The sequence below is a fragment of the Streptomyces sp. NPDC059895 genome (genome assembly GCF_042731035.1).
Taxonomy (GTDB): domain Bacteria; phylum Actinomycetota; class Actinomycetes; order Streptomycetales; family Streptomycetaceae; genus Streptomyces.
This window is the reverse complement of the sequence record NZ_JBHWKO010000036.1, coordinates 14,946-34,320: the sequence shown is the minus strand read 5'-3', so window position 1 is coordinate 34,320 and position 19,375 is coordinate 14,946. Positions and strand designations below refer to the sequence as shown.

At 72.6% G+C, this 19,375-nt stretch carries 19 protein-coding genes and 1 pseudogene; 9 read left to right on the top strand and 11 right to left on the bottom strand.

Annotated elements, in window-relative coordinates; translation table 11 throughout:
* The first annotated feature begins 38 nt into the window (after positions 1-38).
* Together ACFV9M_RS31035 and ACFV9M_RS31030 are read left to right on the top strand one after the other, a co-directional pair.
* Positions 39-899, top strand: a complete 861-nt coding sequence (locus ACFV9M_RS31035) for a phosphatidylinositol-specific phospholipase C/glycerophosphodiester phosphodiesterase family protein (protein WP_385074707.1) — start codon at positions 39-41, stop codon at positions 897-899.
* 141 nt (positions 900-1,040) lie between these two features.
* Positions 1,041-1,235, top strand: a complete 195-nt coding sequence (locus ACFV9M_RS31030; protein WP_385074710.1) for a hypothetical protein — start codon at positions 1,041-1,043, stop codon at positions 1,233-1,235.
* A gap of 12 nt (positions 1,236-1,247) precedes the next feature.
* Here ACFV9M_RS31030 and ACFV9M_RS31025 read toward each other — a convergent pair whose 3' ends face one another.
* The 3 genes from ACFV9M_RS31025 to ACFV9M_RS31015 all read right to left on the bottom strand — a co-directional run bounded on the left by ACFV9M_RS31025 (position 1,248) and on the right by ACFV9M_RS31015 (position 3,588).
* Complete coding sequence (locus ACFV9M_RS31025) at positions 1,248-2,489, bottom strand: phosphodiester glycosidase family protein (protein ID WP_385074712.1); 1,242 nt, start codon at positions 2,487-2,489, stop codon at positions 1,248-1,250.
* Between the two features lie 121 nt (positions 2,490-2,610).
* Positions 2,611-2,940, bottom strand: a complete 330-nt coding sequence (locus tag ACFV9M_RS31020; protein WP_385074715.1) for a hypothetical protein — start codon at positions 2,938-2,940, stop codon at positions 2,611-2,613.
* Between the two features lie 198 nt (positions 2,941-3,138).
* Entirely contained in the window at positions 3,139-3,588 is a 450-nt protein-coding gene (locus ACFV9M_RS31015; RefSeq protein ID WP_385074718.1) for a carboxymuconolactone decarboxylase family protein, read from the bottom strand.
* A gap of 116 nt (positions 3,589-3,704) precedes the next feature.
* Here ACFV9M_RS31015 and ACFV9M_RS31010 point away from each other — a divergent pair, with 116 nt between their 5' ends.
* Complete coding sequence (locus ACFV9M_RS31010) at positions 3,705-4,565, top strand: pirin family protein (protein WP_385074736.1); 861 nt, start codon at positions 3,705-3,707, stop codon at positions 4,563-4,565.
* Between the two features lie 24 nt (positions 4,566-4,589).
* On the opposite strand, the gene ACFV9M_RS31005 is transcribed toward ACFV9M_RS31010, so the two are convergent.
* The 3 genes and pseudogenes from ACFV9M_RS31005 to ACFV9M_RS30995 form a co-directional block, all read right to left on the bottom strand.
* On the bottom strand, positions 4,590-4,850 hold the full coding sequence (locus ACFV9M_RS31005; protein WP_385074720.1) for a hypothetical protein: 261 nt from the start codon (positions 4,848-4,850) through the stop codon (positions 4,590-4,592).
* Between the two features lie 154 nt (positions 4,851-5,004).
* Positions 5,005-5,937 carry an aminoglycoside phosphotransferase family protein gene (locus ACFV9M_RS31000; RefSeq protein WP_385074722.1) on the bottom strand — a complete coding sequence of 311 codons (933 nt, stop codon included), beginning with the start codon at positions 5,935-5,937 and terminating at the stop codon, positions 5,005-5,007.
* Between the two features lie 91 nt (positions 5,938-6,028).
* Positions 6,029-6,322: pseudogene (locus ACFV9M_RS30995) on the bottom strand (GTP-binding protein); the annotation flags it as partial.
* A gap of 485 nt (positions 6,323-6,807) precedes the next feature.
* Between ACFV9M_RS30995 and ACFV9M_RS30990 the strand changes: the two are divergent.
* Positions 6,808-7,200: a gas vesicle structural protein GvpA gene (locus ACFV9M_RS30990; RefSeq protein ID WP_385074724.1), complete on the top strand. Its 393-nt coding sequence runs from the start codon at positions 6,808-6,810 to the stop codon at positions 7,198-7,200.
* Positions 7,200-7,991: a GvpL/GvpF family gas vesicle protein gene (locus tag ACFV9M_RS30985; protein ID WP_385074726.1), complete on the top strand. Its 792-nt coding sequence runs from the start codon at positions 7,200-7,202 to the stop codon at positions 7,989-7,991. The genes ACFV9M_RS30990 and ACFV9M_RS30985 overlap by 1 nt, the downstream gene beginning before the upstream one ends.
* A gap of 195 nt (positions 7,992-8,186) precedes the next feature.
* Here ACFV9M_RS30985 and ACFV9M_RS30980 read toward each other — a convergent pair whose 3' ends face one another.
* Together ACFV9M_RS30980 and ACFV9M_RS30975 are read right to left on the bottom strand one after the other, a co-directional pair.
* Positions 8,187-8,429, bottom strand: coding sequence for a hypothetical protein (locus ACFV9M_RS30980; protein ID WP_385074728.1), 243 nt, complete (start codon positions 8,427-8,429; stop codon positions 8,187-8,189).
* Complete coding sequence (locus tag ACFV9M_RS30975) at positions 8,405-8,821, bottom strand: Fur family transcriptional regulator (protein ID WP_385074731.1); 417 nt, start codon at positions 8,819-8,821, stop codon at positions 8,405-8,407. The genes ACFV9M_RS30980 and ACFV9M_RS30975 overlap by 25 nt, the downstream gene beginning before the upstream one ends.
* Positions 8,822-8,976: 155 nt before the next feature.
* On the opposite strand from ACFV9M_RS30975, the gene ACFV9M_RS30970 reads away from it, so the two are divergent.
* From ACFV9M_RS30970 to ACFV9M_RS30960, 3 genes are all read left to right on the top strand, one after another.
* The gene (locus ACFV9M_RS30970; RefSeq protein ID WP_385074734.1) at positions 8,977-10,446 is read left to right on the top strand and encodes a catalase; all 1,470 of its coding nucleotides are present in this window, start codon (positions 8,977-8,979) and stop codon (positions 10,444-10,446) included.
* 372 nt (positions 10,447-10,818) lie between these two features.
* Positions 10,819-11,028 carry a hypothetical protein gene (locus tag ACFV9M_RS30965; RefSeq protein WP_385077997.1) on the top strand — a complete coding sequence of 70 codons (210 nt, stop codon included), beginning with the start codon at positions 10,819-10,821 and terminating at the stop codon, positions 11,026-11,028.
* A gap of 107 nt (positions 11,029-11,135) precedes the next feature.
* Positions 11,136-11,654: a SixA phosphatase family protein gene (locus ACFV9M_RS30960; protein ID WP_385077994.1), complete on the top strand. Its 519-nt coding sequence runs from the start codon at positions 11,136-11,138 to the stop codon at positions 11,652-11,654.
* A gap of 188 nt (positions 11,655-11,842) precedes the next feature.
* Here ACFV9M_RS30960 and serB read toward each other — a convergent pair whose 3' ends face one another.
* Both serB and ACFV9M_RS30950 read right to left on the bottom strand, forming a co-directional pair.
* Positions 11,843-13,057 (bottom strand): phosphoserine phosphatase SerB, encoded by a 1,215-nt coding sequence (gene serB / locus ACFV9M_RS30955; protein WP_385077991.1) that lies wholly within the window; start codon positions 13,055-13,057, stop codon positions 11,843-11,845.
* 312 nt (positions 13,058-13,369) lie between these two features.
* The gene (locus tag ACFV9M_RS30950) at positions 13,370-15,643 is read right to left on the bottom strand and encodes a streptophobe family protein (RefSeq protein ID WP_385102588.1); all 2,274 of its coding nucleotides are present in this window, start codon (positions 15,641-15,643) and stop codon (positions 13,370-13,372) included.
* Positions 15,644-15,890: 247 nt separating this feature from the next.
* On the opposite strand from ACFV9M_RS30950, the gene ACFV9M_RS30945 reads away from it, so the two are divergent.
* Positions 15,891-18,512 (top strand): FHA domain-containing protein, encoded by a 2,622-nt coding sequence (locus tag ACFV9M_RS30945; RefSeq protein WP_385079756.1) that lies wholly within the window; start codon positions 15,891-15,893, stop codon positions 18,510-18,512.
* 71 nt (positions 18,513-18,583) lie between these two features.
* On the opposite strand, the gene ACFV9M_RS30940 is transcribed toward ACFV9M_RS30945, so the two are convergent.
* The gene (locus tag ACFV9M_RS30940; RefSeq protein WP_385078524.1) at positions 18,584-19,333 is read right to left on the bottom strand and encodes a transglycosylase SLT domain-containing protein; all 750 of its coding nucleotides are present in this window, start codon (positions 19,331-19,333) and stop codon (positions 18,584-18,586) included.
* Positions 19,334-19,375 lie beyond the last annotated feature (42 nt).

Sequence of the window (19,375 nt, the reverse complement as noted above, 5' to 3'; positions counted from 1 at the left end):
CCTGAGGTCCCGTACGGCATCCCAGGGAGGCAGGAGCCATGCCCCTCACCACCCGTCGCAGAGCCCTCAGTACCCTCGGCGCCGCCCTCGCCGGAGCGGTCGCCCTGCCCGCCGGCCAGGCGCTGGCGGCCGAACGCACGCCGCCCGTCCGCCCGTTGTGGCGCGCCCACGCCCACAACGACTACGAGCACCCGCGTCCCCTGCTGGACGCCCTCGACCACCGCTTCGGTAGTGTCGAGGCCGACATCTTCCTCGTCGACGGTCAACTCCTGGTCGCCCACGACGCCGTGGACCTCGACCCGGCGCGCACCCTGGAGTCCCTCTACCTCGCCCCGCTCGCCGCCCGCGTCCGGGCCCACCAAGGCTCGGTCTACCGCGGTGCGCGCACCCCGCTGCAACTGCTGATCGACATCAAGACCGAGGGTGCGTCCACGTACCTCGAACTCGACCGCCAACTGAGCCGCTACCGCGCCCTGTTCACCACGTACGCCCACGGCCGGGTGCGCCGGGGGCCGGTCACCGCCGTCGTCTCGGGCGACCGCGCGGCCCGCACGCCCCTGGCGGCGCAGACCGTGCGCCGCGCCTTCTACGACGGCCGCCTCACCGACCTCGGCAGCACCGAGGCCTCCTTCGCCGCGCTGATCAGCGACAACTGGACCTCGCACTTCACCTGGCAGGGCGTCGGCGCCTTCCCCGACGCGGAACGCCTCAAGCTGCGCGCGATCGTCGACGCGGCCCACGAGCGCGGGCAGCGGGTGCGGTTCTGGGCCACCCCGGACGTGCCGGGACCCGCCCGGGACGCGCTCTGGGGCGAACTGCTCGCCGCGGGCGTCGACCACCTCAACACCGACGACCTGGCGGGCCTGGAGGCGTTCCTCGACGCCCACCGGGCGGCCTAGGCCCTGCATCGGTCCGCAGGGTTGTTCGACCCCGGCCGACACCACTCGTTCGGAGGACGGCCCAGCCGCACGGACGAACCCTCCGCTACGCCACACTTGCGGCCGAATGCCGCGAAAGCGGACGTGGCGGAGGAGGTTGACGTGGCCGTTTCCATTTCCGTGGTGCTGTTGCTGCTGGTTCTGGCGGTGATCTTCCTGCGCACCGGCGGATTGAAGATCTCGCACGCGCTGGTCTGCCTGCTGCTCGGCTTCTTCCTGGCCGGCACGAGCATGGCCCCCACCATCCACAGCGGCCTCACGGCGACCGCCGACATCGTCAGCAGCCTGCGGCCGTGAGGCCGTGCGGGATCACTGCGTGAAGACGCCGATGCCGTTCGGCACGGGACGCTCCGCACCACCGGAGGGGTGGTTGCGCACCGTGACCTTGGAGGCGCCCGGCGCCCGGGCGACGAGCGTCGTCGAACCGCCGCCGTCCAGGCTGAAGCCCTCGGTGGCGCCCAGGCTCCTGAGCGCCTTGGCGACCTCGGCGATCGTCAGCCCCGAGCGGTGGGCGGCCGCGCCGTCCACCGCGAACAGCAGCACGCGCTGCCCGCCGTTCGCCAGGCCCACGGCCGTGCGCACGGCCGAGGTCCGGGTGTCCAGGCCGGCCGGCGCCTGACCGCCGGAGAGCACCGGATAGCCGCCGAGGGCGAAGCGGTACGCGCGCCGCGACGCGGCCGTCAGGCCGTAGCGCACCGCCACCCGCTGCCCCTTGACGAGCTTGCGCAGGCGCTGCGCGCCCGCCTCCCGTCCGACGAGCACGGTGGTGCCCGCCGCGATGGTGCCGCTGCCCGGGGTCGACGTCGACGACACCACCACGCCCTTGCGCACGGTCACCTCGTAGGTGCTCGTGCTGCACGCGGCGGCCCGTTCGGTGTCCGTGCCGCAGGTGGCCCGGCGCCGGGAGACGCTGCCCCAGTCGGACGTGTACGCGCCGATGGAGTCCTCCGCCAGGGCGTACTGGTTGAGCCCGCCCAGCGGAAGCCGGCGCCCGAGGGTGGTGACCCAGCCGTCGAGGGCCAGGCTGTCCAGCCGGGCCTTGCCGTCGGTGCCGACGCCGACGACGTTCTCCGTGGTGGCGCCCGGCGGCAGTTCGGGCCCGAACCGCTGGCCGTCCGGTACGGCGCCCTTGAGCGCCTTCCCGTCCGCGACGGCCGGCCCCACGGCGGCGCCGGTCGCGGCGACGCCCGGGTGCTGGACCTCGGAGATGTTGAAGAAGTCCCCGTTGACGCCGGCCACGGCCTTCTGCGCCGTGGCCAGCTGGGTGACGGTCGCGCGGGACGCGACCTTCCCCGGGTGCAGCAGGCCGAGGCGGACATGGCTGTTCGTCAGGTCGACGCTCAGCACGTGCACATGGGTGCTGCCGGCCGCGGCCGTCAGGTCGTACTGGCGGTAGGCCACGCCCGCCGCGACGGTGGTCCAGGTCGCCGCGCCGGCGGGCGTCGCCCCGACGAGGAGGCCGCCGGCCAGCGTGCCGAGCGCCGTCAGGACCGTCAGCGTCGTTCTGCGTGCTCCGTACCGTCTCTGATGCGGTTTCTGATGTGGTGTCACGGACCCCCCTGGGTGGTTTCGGGCCCGCAACTTTCCCACGGTCGGCGGGGGGCACCGCCGGGGGGTCGGGCGAACACCACGAGAACGGGTGAGGAAGGCCGCATGCGCGGTCGTCGTACGGTCACCCGGACGCGGTACGGTCCGCGTACGGCGTGAAGGGGGCCGGCGCGTGGTCGATCGGCGGATCCGGGCGCCAGGCGGTGAGGGAGCAGCTCCCAGGTGCCCCGCCGGTGGCGGCCCAGGAGCAGCCCGCGCGGGCCGTGCAGGACGGCGCCGAGGCCGAGGGCCGCGTGCCGAGGAGGGTCTCGTCCGGGCCGGCGCCCGGGAACCCCCAGTCGATCCGTTCCGCCTCCGGGACGGCCGTACCGCGCCGCAGGTGGCGTTCCGCGTAGGCCTGCCAGGCGTCGGCGTTGACGGCCTCCGGGCCGTCCGGGACGAGAGGGTGCGGCATGGGCGGCCTCCGGGGCGGGCGGACGGGTGCGCGGGCGCGGAGATCCTTACCGGCGGCCGGGGCGGGCCATCACCGGGGCGCACCGGAGGGGTGCGGGCATGAACGAGCGAGCGGGTGGACGTGGTCCGTCGGGCTCGGACCGGGGTGCGGGCACAGGGCGGCCGCAGGGCGGGCGCGCCGGCCGAGGGGGACGGACCGTCAGTGGACGGGATGCTTGCTCAGGATGGACACCCGGTTGAAGGCGTTGATGGTGACCGCCACCCAGATCACCGCCGAGAGCTGGTCCTCGGTGAGGACCTCCCGGGCCTCGGCGTACGCGGTCTCCTGCGCGGCGGCGTCGGAGGGGTGGGTGGTCGCCTCCGCCAGGGCCAGGGCCGCCCGCTCCAGCGGGGTGAACAGGTCGGTGTCCCGCCACGCCGCGAGCACTCCCAGCCGGCGCGTGGTCTCGCCCCCGCGCAGGGCGGCCCCGGTGTGCAGGTCGAGGCAGTACGCGCAGCCGTTGAGCTGCGAGACGCGCAGGTTGACCAGCTCCACGACGGTGCGCTCCAGGCCCGCGTCGGCCGCCGTCGTGCGCACGGCCTCGGACGTCTGGACCAGCGCGTGGTAGGCCTTGGGGCTCTGCTTGTCTATGAAGATCCGTCGAGTCATAGTTGAATATGTAACATTCCTGGGAGGGTCGGGATGGAACCGACGAGAGGTGGCCCGCAGTGAGCAAGGTCGAAATACTCACCCCGCGGGACGTCCCGCTGGGCGGCCCACGGGCCATGACCGTGCGGCGGACGCTGCCGCAGCGTACCCGTTCCCTGATCGGCGCATGGTGCTTCGCCGACCACTACGGCCCCGACGACGTCGCCGACACCGGCGGCATGGACGTCGCGCCGCACCCGCACACCGGACTCCAGACCGTCAGCTGGCTGTTCAGCGGTGAGATCGAGCACCGCGACAGCCTCGGCAGCCATGCCCTCGTCCGCCCCGGCGAGCTCAACCTCATGACCGGCGGCCACGGCATCAGCCACACCGAAGTCTCCACCCCGGACACCACCGTCCTGCACGGCGTCCAGCTCTGGGTGGCCCTCCCCGACGCGCACCGCGCCACCGCACGCGACTTCCAGCACCACGCCCCCGAGCCGGTACGGCTGGACGGCGCCGAGATCCGCGTCTTCCTCGGCACCCTCGCCGGGACGGCCTCCCCGGTACGGACCTTCACGCCCCTCCTCGGCGCGGAACTGCTCCTGCGGCCCGGCGCCACGGTCACCCTGCCCGTCGACCCCGCCTTCGAGCACGGCCTCCTAGTCGACACGGGAGCGGTCCGCTTCGCCGACACATCGCTGCGGCCCGCGGAACTCGGCTACCTGGAGCCCGGCGCCGACCGCCTCACCCTGACGAACGAGTCCGACGCCACGGCCCGGGCCGTCCTGCTGGGCGGCACTCCGTTCGAGGAGGAGATCATCATGTGGTGGAACTTCGTCGCCCGGTCGACGGAAGAGATCGCGCAGGCGCGCGAGGACTGGATGGCGGAGCTCGGTGGACCCCGGTTCGGCGAGGTGCGGGGCTACGACGGCGCTCCGCTGCCTGCTCCCGAGCTGCCGAACGTCCCGCTGAAACCGCGGGGAAACCGGCGCTGAACCGCACGCACGCACACACGGCGGTCACCCGCCGCCGCCCCGGTCGCTCAGGCATTCGGCGGCCTTCCACAGCGCCTTGACGGGCAGGGTGCCCGTCTCGTCCGAGAGCATGGCCAGGAACTCGTCGGCATGCGCCCTGGCGTCCGCCGAACGACTGCCTTCGACCTCCGCGGACACCAGCACGAGCAGGGTTCCCGCGGTGTCCGTGGGCGACAACGAGGAGTGTGCGCGCAGACATCGCGCGAGCCGGGTGCGGGTTCGCACCCGGAGTTCGGGCACCGCCATGCGAGGCGGGTTCCGTCCACGTGCCCTCCGTCTTCGTCGTGCCCGGTTCCGACTCCGCGAAGGCGTCCAGGGCGACGTTCATTTCGCCGAGTCGACCCGTAGCGAGTCAGAGCCGCATTCCGGCGATTCCATGGCAATGGATCTGGCGTGATGGTCAACTGCCGAGGTCCGAGCCCACGTTCGCGCCGCGGTGGTCGGCCAGCACCTCCTCGATCACCCGGCGGGCACGGGCGGCGATCACCGGGTTGGTGGTCCGGTAGTAGGGCAACTGGATGAGGGCGATGGACAACGCCCAGCCGCGCCCCCGCTCCCAGGCTGCCGCATCGGATTCCACTGCCGTGCGGAACACCTCCCGCACGGGGGCGGGGAACAGCTCCCACGCCACGCTGAGATCGACCGCCGGATCACCGACGCCCAGGCCGCCGAAGTCGACGACGGAGGCGAGCCGGCCCCCGTGGAACAGCAGGTTGCCCGACGACAGGTCGCCGTGGATCCACACGCCCGGCCCCCGCGGGACCGGCGCCCGCAGGGCCGCGTCCCAGGCCGCGGTGACGGCGGCGGTGTCGACCTCGTCCCCCAGCTCCGCGATCGCCTTCCGGGTGGCGGCGTCGCGGTCGGCGAGCGGGACGCCCCGGTTGAAGTTGTGCGGTCCGGGCGCGGGGCCGCCGGCCGGGTCGATCCGGTGCAGCGCCGCCACGAACCCGGCCAGATCGACCGCTGTCCGACGGAGGTCGGCGATGTCCTCGGCGGCCGCGTTCTCGCCCTCCAGCCAGCGGTAGACGGACCAGTGCCATGGGTAGCCCTCGCCGGGCGCTCCCTTGCCGAGCGGGAGCGGTACGGGCAGCGGCAGCAACGGGGCCAGCTTCGGCAGCCACCGCTGCTCCTTGTCCACCTGGCCGGTGGCGGACGGGATGCGGGGCAGCCGTACGGCCTTGTCCGCCCCCAGCCGGTAGATGGCGTTGTCCGTCCCCGCGGACTCGACCGGTGTCAGGGGAAGATCCGCCCACTGGGGAAACTGAGCGGCGAGCAACCGGCGCACGACGAAGACGTCGAGGTCCACTTCGTCGGCGTGCATCCTGCCGGACATGTACACCCTTCCTGGTAGGGGTTGATCGCCCGCGGTCCTGGGCGGACGGCGGGAGCTATGCGCCGTCCTCCCGGTCACCGGAAACCCGGCGCACGACCTGGAGGCCGTCGAGGACGTCCAGGACGCGCTCCACCTCGGCGATGAAGTCGGGGTGCCCGGGCGTGTCGATCAGGTTGACCGTGGTGCCGCCCACCTCGAAGGAGGCGACCGCCGCCTTGATGGTGATCCCGCGCTGCCGTGCCAGGGCCAGGGAGTCGGTCCGGGTGTCGTCCCTGTCGACGCTGCCGACCGCGTCGACGACACCGGCCGCGTACCGCAGCCGCTCGGTCAGGCTCGTCTTGCCGGCGTCGATGTGTGCCAGGATGCCGAGGTTCAGGATGCGCACCGAGGGTCAGGTCCTCCGCCAGGGCTCAGCCCCCGCCGGGGCCCGCGCCGACAGTGCCTGTACAGCCACATCGCCTCCGTCGGTCGACCGTCGTCGGGTCAGTGCAGCAGGTTTCGCCGAAGAGGGCACATCATTTTTCCCGGCCCTCCTTGGCAAACTGATTCGTCAAGAGTTCGAGTGCCGTGGCAACGCGGCGACTACGAGGCGAACACCGCCGGCGCCTGCGGCGGCCTGCCCTCCGAACCGCGCGAACCGGCCGACTGGTTGACGGAGAACTGCCCGAACCACCCGACCGTCGAGACCGCCGTCCGGAACCGCTCGGGCACAGGTGGACACGCGTCCGCCGCGGGTCGTTCCCGCCAAGGACTCGTACACGCGTTTGGTCGCGGGGAGAGGGGTTACCCGTAGCGGGAAGCCTGCGTCGCAGTGGGGGACAGCGCCGACGGGACCGCGCTAGGACAACAGATGGCAAGGGGCTGGTCGTGATGACCGTGGCGACACAGCAAGGCGGCGGGGGAGGCTCCAGTGGCCTCTACGACGTTCTGGAGCTCATTCTCGACCGCGGGCTGGTGATCGACGCGTTCGTGCGGGTCTCCCTCGTCGGTATCGAGATACTCAAGATCGACATACGGATCGTCGTCGCCAGCGTCGACACCTACCTGCGCTTCGCCGAGGCGTGCAACCGGCTCGATCTGGAGGCGGGGCCGCGCAAGCCGGCCGGGCTCACGGAGCTCACGGGGAAGATCACCGAGTCGGGCGCCCGCGGCAAGACCAAGGGAGTTCTGTCCGGCGCCGCGGAGACCATCTCCAACGCCTTCCAGCAGGCCCGTGAAGAGGGCCAGGAGCGTCAGGGCACGCGCAGGAGGGGGACGGAGTGATGAGCACCTACGTCTACGGAATCATCCGTGCCTCGCACTCCTCACTCCCGCAGGACATGGACGGCATCGGAGACCCGCCACGGCCGGTGCGTGTGCTGCGGCAGGGCGAGCTGGCCGCGATCGTCAGCGACGCACCCGGGGAACTGAGGCCCAAGCGGCGGGACTTGCTCGCCCACCAGCGGGTACTGGACGCGGCCGGAGCGGATGGTGTGGTACTGCCGATGCGGTTCGGCAACACCTCCCCGGACGACGACACGGTGACCACGGTGCTCGCCGAACGCGCGGAGCACTTCCTGGAGCGGCTGGCAGCGCTGGACGGCAGGGCGGAGTACAACGTCAAGGCCAACCACCGCGAAGAGGCCGTGCTGCGGCTGGTGATGGCGGAGAACGACGGGATCCGATCCCTGGCGGAGGCGAATCGGAAGGCCGGCGGCGGGTCGCACGAGCAGAAGATCCACCTGGGAGAGCTGGTCGCCGCCGCCGTTCGGGCACGCGAGGCGGCTGACTCGGAGCTGCTCCAGCTGGCGCTGGAACCGACCGCCAGGGCGGTCAGCGTCGGGCCGCAGAGCACCGGCTGGCTGGCCAACGTCTCCTACCTGGTGGATCACGGTTCAGCCGAGCGATTCCTGGCAGTGGTCGACGAACTCCGCCGGGAGCACCCGCACCTGGATCTGCGTGTCCACGGCCCGCTGCCCCCCTACAGCTTCGTCGACACCCCCTCGCCCCAGCAGGCCGACGGCGGCGCCGCGCATGCGTCCGGAGCCGCGGCGGCGCGGCCGGCGAACGGATAAGGCGACCGGACAAGGAGCCACGAAGCCCTGTGCGCGGGCGGCTTCGGCCCCGCACGAGCCGAGGTGCTCGGACCCGGGGGAGTGCCACCGGACACCACCCGCGACGACGCCACGGCCGGGCCGGGCCGGTAGGCATCAGCGGTCGGACCACCGCCCTCTGGGGGTCCGTCAAGTCCGTCGTGTGACCCGGCTGCCTCAGCGGTCGGCCTCGGGGGCCGGCGCATCGCGCTGAGCGGTTCGGGCGACGCGCGTCAGGAGAAGGCGCAGCCGGCCGGCGTCGTGTTCATCGAGGTCGGTGAGCAGGCGCGCTTCGGCGATGGAGAGGCGATGCTGGGCGCGCTCGAGCTCGGCGCGCCCCTCTTCCGTGATCAGGACCTGACGTGCCCGCCGGTCGCGGGGGTCGGGCGGGACTACTAGGCCGACGCGCAGTCCGGACACAGTCCGCGGTACGTCACCTCGACGTCGCGGACCGTGAAGCCGAAACGCTCCGAGCCGGGCAGGTCGGCCAGCGGGTCGCCGCTCGGCCGGACGTCGCGGATGGCGCCGCACCGGGCGCAGACCAGGTGGTGGTGCGGGCGGTGGGTGTTCGGGTCGTACCGCGTGGCACGCCCGCCGCCGGCGACCTCGGTCAGCTCGCCGAGGGAGACCAGCTCCCCGAGCGTGTTGTAGACCGTCGCCCGGGAGATCTCCGGCAGCTTCGAGACGGCCCGCGCGTGGACCTCGTCGGCCGTCAGGTGGACGTGCTCGCCGTCCAGGACCTCGGCCACCACGCGCCGCTGCGCGGTCATCCGCCATCCGCGTCCACGCAGCCGTTCCAGAAGGTCGCTCATGGATCTGATCCTAACAACAAGAAGGACTAGTTCCTGAATGAATATGATCCTGGAATCCTGCTTGACTTAGACAAAGTCCATTGTAGGATCGAGCCTGGCTCTGGCCAGGGACCTCTGGCGGGGCAACCTCTGGCCAAGGGACAGGAACGGCAGGAATGACGCAGGAGGCGCACGTGACCCAGGGACCTCTCACGACGGAGGCCGGTGCTCCGGTCGCCGACAACCAGAACAGCGAGACCGCGGGCGCCGGCGGCCCGGTCCTCGTCCAGGACCAGCTCCTGCTGGAGAAGCTGGCCCACTTCAACCGCGAGCGCATCCCGGAGCGCGTCGTGCACGCCCGCGGCGCCGGCGCCTACGGCACCTTCACGGTGACCGACGACGTGACGCCGTACACCCGTGCCGCGTTCCTCTCCGAGGTCGGCAAGGAGACCGAGGTCTTCCTGCGCTTCTCGACCGTGGCAGGCAACCTGGGCGCGGCGGACGCCGTCCGCGACCCGCGGGGCTTCGCGGTGAAGTTCTACACCGAGGAGGGCAACTACGACCTCGTCGGCAACAACACCCCGGTGTTCTTCATCCGGGACGCCATCAAGTTCCCCGACTTCATCCACACCCAGAAGCGCGACCCGTACACGGGCTCGCAGGAGGCGGACAACGTCTGGGACTTCTGGGGGCTGTCCCCCGAGTCCACCCACCAGGTGACCTGGCTCTTCGGCGACCGCGGCATCCCCGCCTCGTACCGCCACATGGACGGCTTCGGCTCGCACACCTTCCAGTGGAACAACGAGGCCGGCGAGGTCTTCTGGGTCAAGTACCACTTCAAGACCGACCAGGGGATCAAGAACCTCACGGCGGACGAGGCCAACCGGCTCGCCGGTGCGGACCCCGACTCCCACCAGCGCGACCTGCGCGAGTCCATCGAGCGGGGCGAGTTCCCGTCCTGGACCGTGGGGGTGCAGATCATGCCGGCGGCCGACGCGGCGCGCTACCGCTTCAACCCGTTCGACCTGACCAAGGTGTGGCCGCACGCCGACTACCCGGTCGTCCGTATCGGCCGGCTGGAGCTCAACCGCAACCCGAGGAACATCTTCGCCGAGGTCGAGCAGTCGATCTTCAGCCCCGCGCACTTCGTGCCGGGCATCGGTCCGTCCCCCGACAAGATGCTCCAGGGCCGCCTCTTCGCGTACGGCGACGCCCACCGCTACCGCGTCGGCATCAACGCCGACCACCTGCCGGTGAACCGTCCGCACGCCACCGAGGCGCGCACCCACTCCCGTGACGGTCTGCTGTACGACGGCCGCCACGGCGGCGCGAAGAACTACGAGCCGAACAGCTTCGGCGGCCCGTTCCAGACGGACCGTCCGCTGTGGGGCGCCACCGCGGTGACCGGGGCGACGGGCCACCACGTGACCCCGCTCCACGCCGAGGACGACGACTTCGTGCAGGCGGGCAACCTCTACCGCCTGATGACCGAGGAGGAGAAGGAGCGCCTGATCGGCAACCTGGCGGGCTTCATCGCCAAGGTCTCCCGCGACGACATCGCCGAGCGGGCGATCGAGAACTTCCGCCGGGCCGACGCGGACTACGGCAAGCGGCTGGAGGCCGCGGTCCGGGCCCTGCGCGGCTGACACACCGGACACACCAGCACGCGGCCGCTCGACGCGGGCGGCGGGCCCGTACCCCTCGGGGGTCCGGGCCCGCCTGCATGTCGGTGCGGGCCCGTACCGGTCCCGCGGTGTCGCGCGCGGACGGGGTGGGCACCGGGGGTCACCCCCGCCCCGCGCCCGGGGGGCGGGGGGCGGCGGCCCGCCCCCCCGGCGGCCGCCCCCGCCCCGACGGGCCCGCGGGCGGTGGGGCTAACCCCCCTGTCCCCTAGGGGGCCAGGGTCAGGGTCAAGTGGGTGGACCACCGGATGGGGGGAGGGCCGCCGGATCCGTACCTTCGAGAGGTGACCGCGCGACGCGGACCACGGACGGACTCGAAGACCCGCGGAGGCACCCATGCCGGCCCCTACGCACACCCGGCCCCACCCGGTCGCCACGGGCGGCGGCGTCGCCACCCGGCTGCCCTGGTGGGCCCTGGCGCTCCCGGCCCTCGCCTTCGCCGCCCTGCTCACGCTGATACTGAACCCGGCCGACGCCCAGGCGGCGGCCGGAGACCCGACGATCCCGCACCTCGTCGAGCGCGTGCGCCACCTGCTCGCGCGCTAGCTCCCTCGATCACGCTCCCGGACAGACCCCGCACACCCCGGCCGACCGGCGAAGGCGCATGTCAACTCCCTGCGCCGCATGGCCTGTTTCATGCGAAGCTGGGAGCCATGAGCGTCGTAGAACCCCGCAGGATCGTCCTCTTCCGGCATGCGAAAGCCGACTGGCCCCAGGTGACCGACCACGAGCGGCCGCTCTCCGAGCGGGGCCGTCATGACGCCGCCATCGCCGGACGCAAGCTGACCGACACCGGTATCCCCATCGATCTCGCGCTGTGCTCCACCGCCACCCGCACCCGCGAGACGTGGAAGCTCGCCGTCCAGGAGTTCCCGCAGCGGCCGAAAACCGTCTACGAAGAGCGGATCTACGATGCCTCCCCGGGCGAGCTGATCGCCCTGATCAACGAAACCCCCGACGACGTGCGCAGCATTCTTCTCGTCGGCCACAACCCGGGCATCCACGGCCTCGCCGACATCCTCTCCGGCACCGCCGAGGACGACGCCCGCGAGCGCCTGAACCGCCGCGGCTTCCCGGCGGCCGCCTTCGCCGTCGTGTCCTTCGACGGCTCCTGGAAGTCCCTGGAGCCCGCCGTCGGCACCCTGACCGACTACTGGGCGCCGTCCGAGTGAGCCCGGGACGGGCGTGACCCGCGGGCGGGCGCGGCCGGCACGCGGGACGGTCAGACACCCGTACACGGGACGATCCGCCACCCGCACGCGGGACGGCCCGGCCCCCGCACGCGGGACGGCCCGGCCCCCGGACGCGCGATGGCCCGGCACCCGCACGCGGTGCCGGGCCCTCCCGTCGGCTCGGGCGGCTACCCCTCGTCGTGGGTGTCCGCCGCCTCGACCTCTTCGCGGGTGATGCCCAGCAGATACAGGACGGTGTCCAGGAACGGCACGTTCACCGCGGTGTGCGCGGCCTGCCGCACCACCGGCTTGGCGTTGAAGGCGACACCGAGACCGGCCGCGTTGAGCATGTCCAGGTCGTTGGCACCGTCGCCGATCGCCACCGTCTGCGACAGCGGTACGCCCGCCTCGGCGGCGAACCTGCGCAGCAGCCGCGCCTTGCCCGCGCGGTCCACGATCTCCCCGGTGACCCGGCCCGTCAGCCTTCCGTCGACGATCTCCAGCGTGTTCGCCTGGGCGAAGTCGAGCCCCAGCCGCTCCTTGAGGTCGTCGGTGACCTGGGTGAAGCCGCCGGAGACGACCCCCACCTGGTAGCCGAGCCGCTTCAGCGTCCGGATGAGGGTGCGCGCACCCGGCGTCAGCCGCACCTCCGCGCGCACCTTCTCCACGACCGACGCGTCCAGCCCCTCCAGCAGCGCCACACGCGCGTGCAGCGACTGCTCGAAGTCCAGCTCGCCCCGCATCGCGGCCGCCGTCACCTCGGCGACCTGCTCCTCGCAGCCGGCGTGCGCGGCGAAGAGTTCGATCACCTCGTCCTGGATGAGTGTGGAGTCGACGTCCATGACCACGAGCCGCTGGGCGCGCCGGTGCAGGCCCGCCGCCACGACGGCGATGTCGACCCCCAGCGCGGCGGCGTCCGTGACCAGAGCGGTGCGCAGCGGCTCCGTTTCCACACCGGAGACCGCGAACTCGACGGCCGTGACCGGATACTTGGCCAGCCGGAAGACGCGGTCGATGTTGCCGCCCACCTTGGTGATCTTGGCGGCGACGGCGGCCGTGGCCTCCGCGGTCAGCGGGTGGCCGAGCACGGTGACGAGGGAGCGGCCGAGACCGCGCGGGCGGTTGTCGCCGATGCCGGAGATGATCTCCGCCTGCATCTTCATCGACTCCGCCCAGCTGTGGACGGTCGCCCGCAGATCCCCCTCCAGGCCGTGCGGCGGCTCGGTCACGAGCGCGCACAGCACCATGCGGCCACGGGTGACGACCTGCTCGATGTCGACCACGTCGACGGAGTAGGCGGCGAGGGTGTCGAAGAGGCCGGCCGTGATGCCCGGCCTGTCCTTGCCGAAGATCTTGACAAGGAGGGTGGGGACGTCGGTCGGCGAGGTCTGCTCAGCGCTCATGGTGTAACCACCGTATCCGGCACCCAGTGCCGACCGCCGCCCAGGTCCGCCTAGCGGACACGGAACAGTGGGTGGCGTGCCGGTGGCTCGCGCGTGACGACGGGGCCACGGCTGCCGGCACTACGTTCCGCTCCGCGGCCGGACGGGTCAGCGGGCTGCGCCGCGGCTGCCGGCGCCACGTTCCGCTCCGCGGCCGGACGGTTCGGTGGGCCGGGCCACGGCTGCCGGCGCCACGTTCCGCTGCGCGGCCGGACGGTTCGGTGGGCCGGGCCACGGCTGCCGACGCCACCTTCCGCTCCGCGGCCGGACGGCTCAACGGGGTCGCTTCGGCCTGTCGGGCGGGGGCGCGGCCGGAGGCGGGGGAGGCGGTGGGGGAGGGACCGATGGAGGGTGCGGCGGTGAAGGCGGGGGAGAGGAGGGCGCAGGAGGTGGCGGTGGCGGGGGCGGTGGCGGTCCGTCGTCGGCGTACCGCGCCGGTCGCTCCCCGGCCCGCGGAGGGTCGCCGGGGCGCCGCGGAGACGGCGGCGGCGGCCCGATGGGCCGGATCATGGTGGGGGCGTCGTACAGGTCGCCGAGCGGTGGCGGCCCGTCCGGACGCCGCCCGGGATCCGGGGCACCCACGGCATCCGCGGCACCCGCGGCACCCACGTCACCGGGGGCGTTCGGGGCGGGAGCATCGACGGGCGGCCGGGCGCCGCCCGCAGGCCCGGCGGGTCCGCCCCGGCCGGGCGGGACACCGGGCGCGGACGGCGCGGTCCGACCGGGGCCGGGCCGGGGACCGTCCGGCGGCGGGACGGAACAGGCGTCGTCGGGCGGGGACGCGTCCGCGCCGCGCCCGCTCGGGGCCCCCGGGCGGGCGTCCTCCGGTTCCCGCAGACGGTCCGGCACGCGCAGGTAGGGATTGGTCGCCGGGTTGGGCGGCCGGTACGGCGTGCTCGGCGTGTACGGCCCGGACCGACCCTCGCCGCCGGGCCCGACGGCCGGACGCCCCGCCTTCCCTGCCCCGGCCCTCCCGGGGCCCGACATCCGCACCCCTGGCGCCACCGGGCCCGACACCCCCACCCCTGGCGCCACCGGGCCCGACACCCCCACCCCTGGCGCCACCGGGCCCGACACCCCCACCCCTCGCGCTACCGGGCCCGACACCCCCACCCCCCTGACACCCCGTGCCAGCGGCGCCGCCCCTCCGCCCGCCGCCCCCGTCGCGCGGGCCAGCACCGCGCCGACCGCCCCCGCCCCGGCACCCCACGCGACACCCAGCAGCACCGCCGCGCCGAGGTGCCCGTGCAGCTCGACCCCGGCCTCGAACGCGTCGAACCCCAGCACGGACAGGGAGGCGTCCGCGGACACGTCCGTCAGCCGGGCGAGCAACGGCAGGGTCACCCCGGTCACGATCCCCAGCCGCAGCGCACACCGCCCGGCGAAGCCGACGACGCCGGCGGCACCCGAGCCCCCGGACCCGTCGAAGGGAGTCCGCACGGCCGTCAACACCCCGGCCAGCAGCATCATCACGGCCGTCGCCACCCCCAACAGCCACACACGACGGTCCAGTTCGGCCAGCCGGCCCAGCGTCACCGGCTGTTCGGTGGCCACGCGCAGCAGTTGGTCCAGCGGAGCCGGCAGCACGTCGGTCAGGACGCCCGTCGCCCGGCCGTCCCACGGCACGAACAGGCCGATGCCGAGACCGAGCCAGGCCCCGTTCGGCGCGCCCAGCAGCGCCGCTCCCGCGATGCGCCCGGGGTGGTCGTCGCCGATCGCCCCGTACGCGGCCGCGGCGAACCCTGCCGCCACGGAGACCAGCAACACGGTGACGACGGCGGATACGGCGGGCCGTACCACCCGGTGCGCGGCCTCCCACCCTCGCGGCAGGGGCGTACGGCGCGAGGCCAGCAGGGCGATCGTCAGGACCCCCGCCGACCAGACGAGTCCGCCGAGCAGCGTCGGGCCCGTGTCGACGGTGAAGCCGACGGCCGCCTGAGCGTCCATCAGGTCTCCGAATCGGTCCGGCAGCAGACCGCCGACGTCCCCCAGGTCACCCAGCCCGGGGATCTCGACCCCGCCCCCGCCCCCGCTCCCGTCGGACAGGTCGCCGTCCAGCCCCAGCGCGCCCCCGTCGACGGTGACGACGTCGTCTCCCGCCCAGGCCGGACCGCCCAGCATCGCGACGAACAGCGCGACCGTCGTGGCCGCGCGGGCGAGGAGTTCGGCCGGCGCGATCACCGCGCCCGCCGTGCGCAGGGACCGCAGGAAGAACCACGACAGCAGCAGCGCCCCGACCAGGCCGACGCCCAGTGGCGTGATCTCGACGGTCGCCGCCGCCTCCGCGCCCGTGAGGCCGAACGCCGACAGATCGGCCGACGGCGTCACCGCACCACCCGCCCCGAGCGCCACCACCGCCGCCGTCATCGGGCCCAACGAGCCCGCCGTGTCGGCCTCCAGCAGATGCAGCCCGAGCGCCGCGGTCCCCGCCATCCCGATCAACGCCCAGCTCACCGCGGCGATCGCGGACAGCAGCACGTCGGCCCACGGCACACCCGTGCCGCGCTCCGAGCCCCCGACGCCCTCGACACCCGTGCCGGCACCCATGCAGACCCCCCGATCCGCGGCGCGGAGCGGCGAAGATCGCCGCTTCCATCCCCTCTCGCGTGCGTTTACCACTCTCGGGCCCGGTTTCAACCCCGTCAACGGATACGGCCTACAAGCCCGTACGCGGTCTTCACAAGGCCCGGCTTTCGGTCAGGGGGCCGTGCCTGAAATAGTTCCCGACGATGTTCGACATCCCTAGACTCCCTGCGATGGGGGTAACTCGGGGGACTACTCAGTGGGGCATGGAGTGCCGGAACTCGTACTGGAATTGAACGGACGCACCTGGAGGCTGGATCCGTCCAGGGCCTACAGCCTGGGACGCGATCCGCAGGGGGACATCGTCCTCGACGACGCCAGGGTCTCCTGGCGTCACGCCACGCTCAGCTTCGACGGCCGTGGTTGGGTCCTGGAGGACCACGGCAGCACCAACGGCACGTTCGTGCAGGGCCGAAGGGTCCAGCAGGTGGAGCTCGGCGCCGGTTCGGCGGTGCACCTCGGCAACGCGACCGACGGACCCCGGCTGAACCTCTCCGGCGCGGCGGCGGGCGCCGCCGCGCCGCAGGCCCAGCCGCAGCAGCAGCCGTACGCGGCGCAGGGCGCGAACCCGGGCTGGGGCCAGCAGGCCCCGCACCCGCAGGCCCCGCAGCAGGCCCCGCACCCGCAGGCCCCGCAGCAGGCGCCGCACGTGCAGGCCCCGCACGCGCAGGGCCCGCACCCGCAGGCCCCGCAGCAGGCGCCGCAGCAGCAGGCGCCGCAGGCCGGCTGGCAGCAGCCGCAGCAGGCCGCCGCGCCCATTCCGCAGCAGCAGGGCCCCGGCGTCGGCGCGGGGGCGCCGCCGGTCTACGGCGACCGCAGCCCGACCACGTTCCACCAGTTCTCCCTCGGCCGTGTCATGCGCATCGGCCGCGCCCTGGAGAACGACCTGGTCGTCTCCGACCTCCAGGTCTCCCGCAATCACGCCGAGTTCCACTCCACGCCCGACGGCCGTATGGAGATCCGCGACCTCGGCTCGCACAACGGCACGTACGTCAACGGCCAGCCGATCGCCAAGGGCGGCTCGCAGCTGCTCGGCCCGGCCGACGTCGTCGGCGTGGGCCACTCGACGTTCCGGATCGTCGGCGACCGCCTCGAGGAGTTCGTCGACACCGGTGAGGTGTCCTTCTCCGCCCGCCACCTGACCGTCACGGTCGACGGCGGCAAGCAGATCCTGAAGGACGTCTCCTTCGGCGTACCGGAGAAGTCGCTGATCGCGGTCATCGGCCCGTCCGGTTCCGGCAAGTCCACCCTGCTCAAGGCACTCACCGGCTACCGGCCCGCCAACCAGGGCGACGTCCTGTACGACAACCGCAACCTGTACAAGCAGTTCGCCGAGCTGCGCCAGCGCATCGGTCTGGTCCCGCAGGACGACATCCTGCACAAGGAACTGACCGTCAAGAAGGCCCTCAAGTACGCGGCCAAGCTCCGCTTCCCCGCCGACACCACGGCGGCCGAGCGCGAGTCCCGCATCGACGAGGTGCTGCGCGAACTGAAGCTGGACATCCACAAGGAGAAGAAGGTCACCTCCCTCTCCGGCGGCCAGCGCAAGCGGGTCTCGGTGGCCCTGGAGCTGCTCACCAAGCCGTCGCTGATCTTCCTGGACGAGCCGACCTCCGGCCTCGACCCGGGCATGGACCGCGACGTCATGCAGCTGCTGCGCGGCCTCGCCGACGACGGCCGCACGGTCCTCGTCGTCACCCACTCCGTGGCCGAACTGGCGATCTGCGACAAGCTCCTGGTGATGGCGCCCGGCGGTTCCGTCGCCTACTTCGGTCCGCCCGAGGAGGCGCTGAACTTCTTCGGCTACGACACCTGGGCCGATGTCTTCTCCGCCTTCGAGAACTACCGCGACTACGACTGGGCGGGCCGCTGGAAGGGCTCGCAGCACTACCAGATGTACGCCGCGGACATCGACGCGGTCGCCCCGCAGTCCGTATACATGCCCCCGCCGCAGGCGATGCGCCCGCCCAAGCCGCAGGGCTGGATGTCCCAGTTCGTCACGCTGGTGCGCCGGTACGTGTCGGTGATCGTCTCCGACAAGGGCTTCCTCGCCCTGATGGTGATCCTGCCGGCCGTCCTGGGCGCGGTGAGCCTGCTCATCGACCCGGACCGCGGCCTGCTGCCGAACCCGGCCAACCCCAAGACCGGCCGGATCGTCCCCAACGGCACGGCCACCACGGTCCTGCTGATCCTCGCCGTCGGCGCGTGCTTCGCCGGTGCCGCGAACTCCGTCCGTGAGCTGATCAAGGAACGGGTCATCTACGAGCGGGAGCGCGCGACCGGCCTGTCGCGCTCCGCGTACCTGATGTCCAAGGTGTTCGTGCTGGGCATGATCACCGTGCTCCAGGGCCTGCTGGTCGGCGTCATCGGCCTCTCCAGCCGGGAGATCCCGGAGGAGGGCCTGGTCCTCGGCAAGCTCACGCTCCTCGAGATGTCGCTGCCGATCATGGCGCTCGGCTTCACCTCGATGATGTTCGGCCTGATCATCTCCGCGCTGGTGAAGACCGCCGAGAAGACCATGCCCCTGCTGGTCATGTTCGCGATCATCCAGGTCGTCTTCACCGGCTGCCTGTTCGCCCTGAACGGCTCGATCGGCGTCAACCAGTTCTCGTACCTCATGCCCTCGCGCTGGGCGGTCGCCGCCGCGGGCGCCACGCTGGACTTCAACAGGATCAGCCCGCCCGAGGAGGGCGTCGGCAACGACCCGCTGTGGGAGCACACCGTCGGCGCCTGGGTCATGGACATGACCGCCCTGATCGCCCTCGGCGTGATCTGCGGCTTCTTCGTGGCCCGCTTCCTGCGCCGCCACGAGCCCGAGGTCATGCGGAAGTAGACCTCGCACGACCGACGCCGGAGGGCGGCACCCCGACCAGGGGTGCCGCCCTCCGGCGTCGGCGGACAGGCTCAGTACGCGCTGTTGACGTTGTCCATGGAGCCGTAGCGGTCGGCCGCGTAGTTGCAGGCGGCGGTGATGTTGGCGACCGGGTCGTAGATGTTCCAGGACGTGCCCGGGACGTGGTAGGCCGAGAAGGTCGGCGGGATGACCTGGAGCAGGCCCTTCGACGGGACGCCGTTGATGGCGTTGATGTCCCAGTTGTTGATGGCGTTCGGGTTGCCGGAGGACTCCCGCATGATGTTGCGGTGGATGCCCGAGTAGGAGCCCGGGATGCCGTGCTTCTTCATGATGTCGAGCGACTCGCGGATCCAGCCGTCGAGGTTGTTCGCGTAGCTCGTGACGGAGACCGGCTTGACGGCGGCGCGCAGCGAGGCCCGGCTCGTGGCCTGCTGCACCTTGCGCTCGGCGGCGGCCTTCGCGACCGCGCGGGCGGCCGCCTTCTTCTGGGCGGCAGCCTCGGCGGCGGCCTTCTTCTTCGCCGCGGCGGCAGCGGCGGCCTTCTTCTGGGCGGCCGCGGCGTCGGCGGCGGCCTTCTGCTTCGCCTCGATGGCGTCCAGCTTCACGGTGACGCCGGCCAGCTGGCCGGTCACGCCGGCCTTGACGTCCTTCACCGGCTCGGAGCTGTAGGCGACGCGGGACGAGGAGGCGGCGTCCGTCGTGGTCGTGTGCGTGTCGGCCGGCACCACGGAGAAGGCGATGGCGGCGGCACCGAGGGTGGTGACACCGGCGATCGCGATCTTGCGGGTGTTCTTGGGCATGGCGGAATGACCTCTTCGAATAGCGCGGAGGTCGCTCTGTCT

Excerpts from the sequence above, each read along its gene's own strand:
- ACFV9M_RS30960 (WP_385077994.1), top strand. The coding sequence starts at position 11,136 with ATGAGCGTCGTAGAACCCCGCAGGATCGTCCTCTTCCGGCATGCGAAA.
- ACFV9M_RS31000 (WP_385074722.1), bottom strand. The coding sequence starts at position 5,937 with ATGTCCGGCAGGATGCACGCCGACGAAGTGGACCTCGACGTCTTCGTC.
- serB (WP_385077991.1), bottom strand. The coding sequence starts at position 13,057 with ATGAGCGCTGAGCAGACCTCGCCGACCGACGTCCCCACCCTCCTTGTC.
- ACFV9M_RS30975 (WP_385074731.1), bottom strand. The coding sequence starts at position 8,821 with ATGAGCGACCTTCTGGAACGGCTGCGTGGACGCGGATGGCGGATGACC.
- ACFV9M_RS31005 (WP_385074720.1), bottom strand. The coding sequence starts at position 4,850 with ATGGCGGTGCCCGAACTCCGGGTGCGAACCCGCACCCGGCTCGCGCGA.
- ACFV9M_RS30940 (WP_385078524.1), bottom strand. The coding sequence starts at position 19,333 with ATGCCCAAGAACACCCGCAAGATCGCGATCGCCGGTGTCACCACCCTC.
- ACFV9M_RS31015 (WP_385074718.1), bottom strand. The coding sequence starts at position 3,588 with ATGACTCGACGGATCTTCATAGACAAGCAGAGCCCCAAGGCCTACCAC.
- ACFV9M_RS30990 (WP_385074724.1), top strand. The coding sequence starts at position 6,808 with ATGACCGTGGCGACACAGCAAGGCGGCGGGGGAGGCTCCAGTGGCCTC.
- ACFV9M_RS30965 (WP_385077997.1), top strand. The coding sequence starts at position 10,819 with ATGCCGGCCCCTACGCACACCCGGCCCCACCCGGTCGCCACGGGCGGC.
- ACFV9M_RS31035 (WP_385074707.1), top strand. The coding sequence starts at position 39 with ATGCCCCTCACCACCCGTCGCAGAGCCCTCAGTACCCTCGGCGCCGCC.
- ACFV9M_RS31010 (WP_385074736.1), top strand. The coding sequence starts at position 3,705 with ATGACCGTGCGGCGGACGCTGCCGCAGCGTACCCGTTCCCTGATCGGC.
- ACFV9M_RS30970 (WP_385074734.1), top strand. The coding sequence starts at position 8,977 with ATGACGCAGGAGGCGCACGTGACCCAGGGACCTCTCACGACGGAGGCC.
- ACFV9M_RS30985 (WP_385074726.1), top strand. The coding sequence starts at position 7,200 with ATGAGCACCTACGTCTACGGAATCATCCGTGCCTCGCACTCCTCACTC.
- ACFV9M_RS30950 (WP_385102588.1), bottom strand. The coding sequence starts at position 15,643 with ATGGGTGCCGGCACGGGTGTCGAGGGCGTCGGGGGCTCGGAGCGCGGC.
- ACFV9M_RS31020 (WP_385074715.1), bottom strand. The coding sequence starts at position 2,940 with ATGCCGCACCCTCTCGTCCCGGACGGCCCGGAGGCCGTCAACGCCGAC.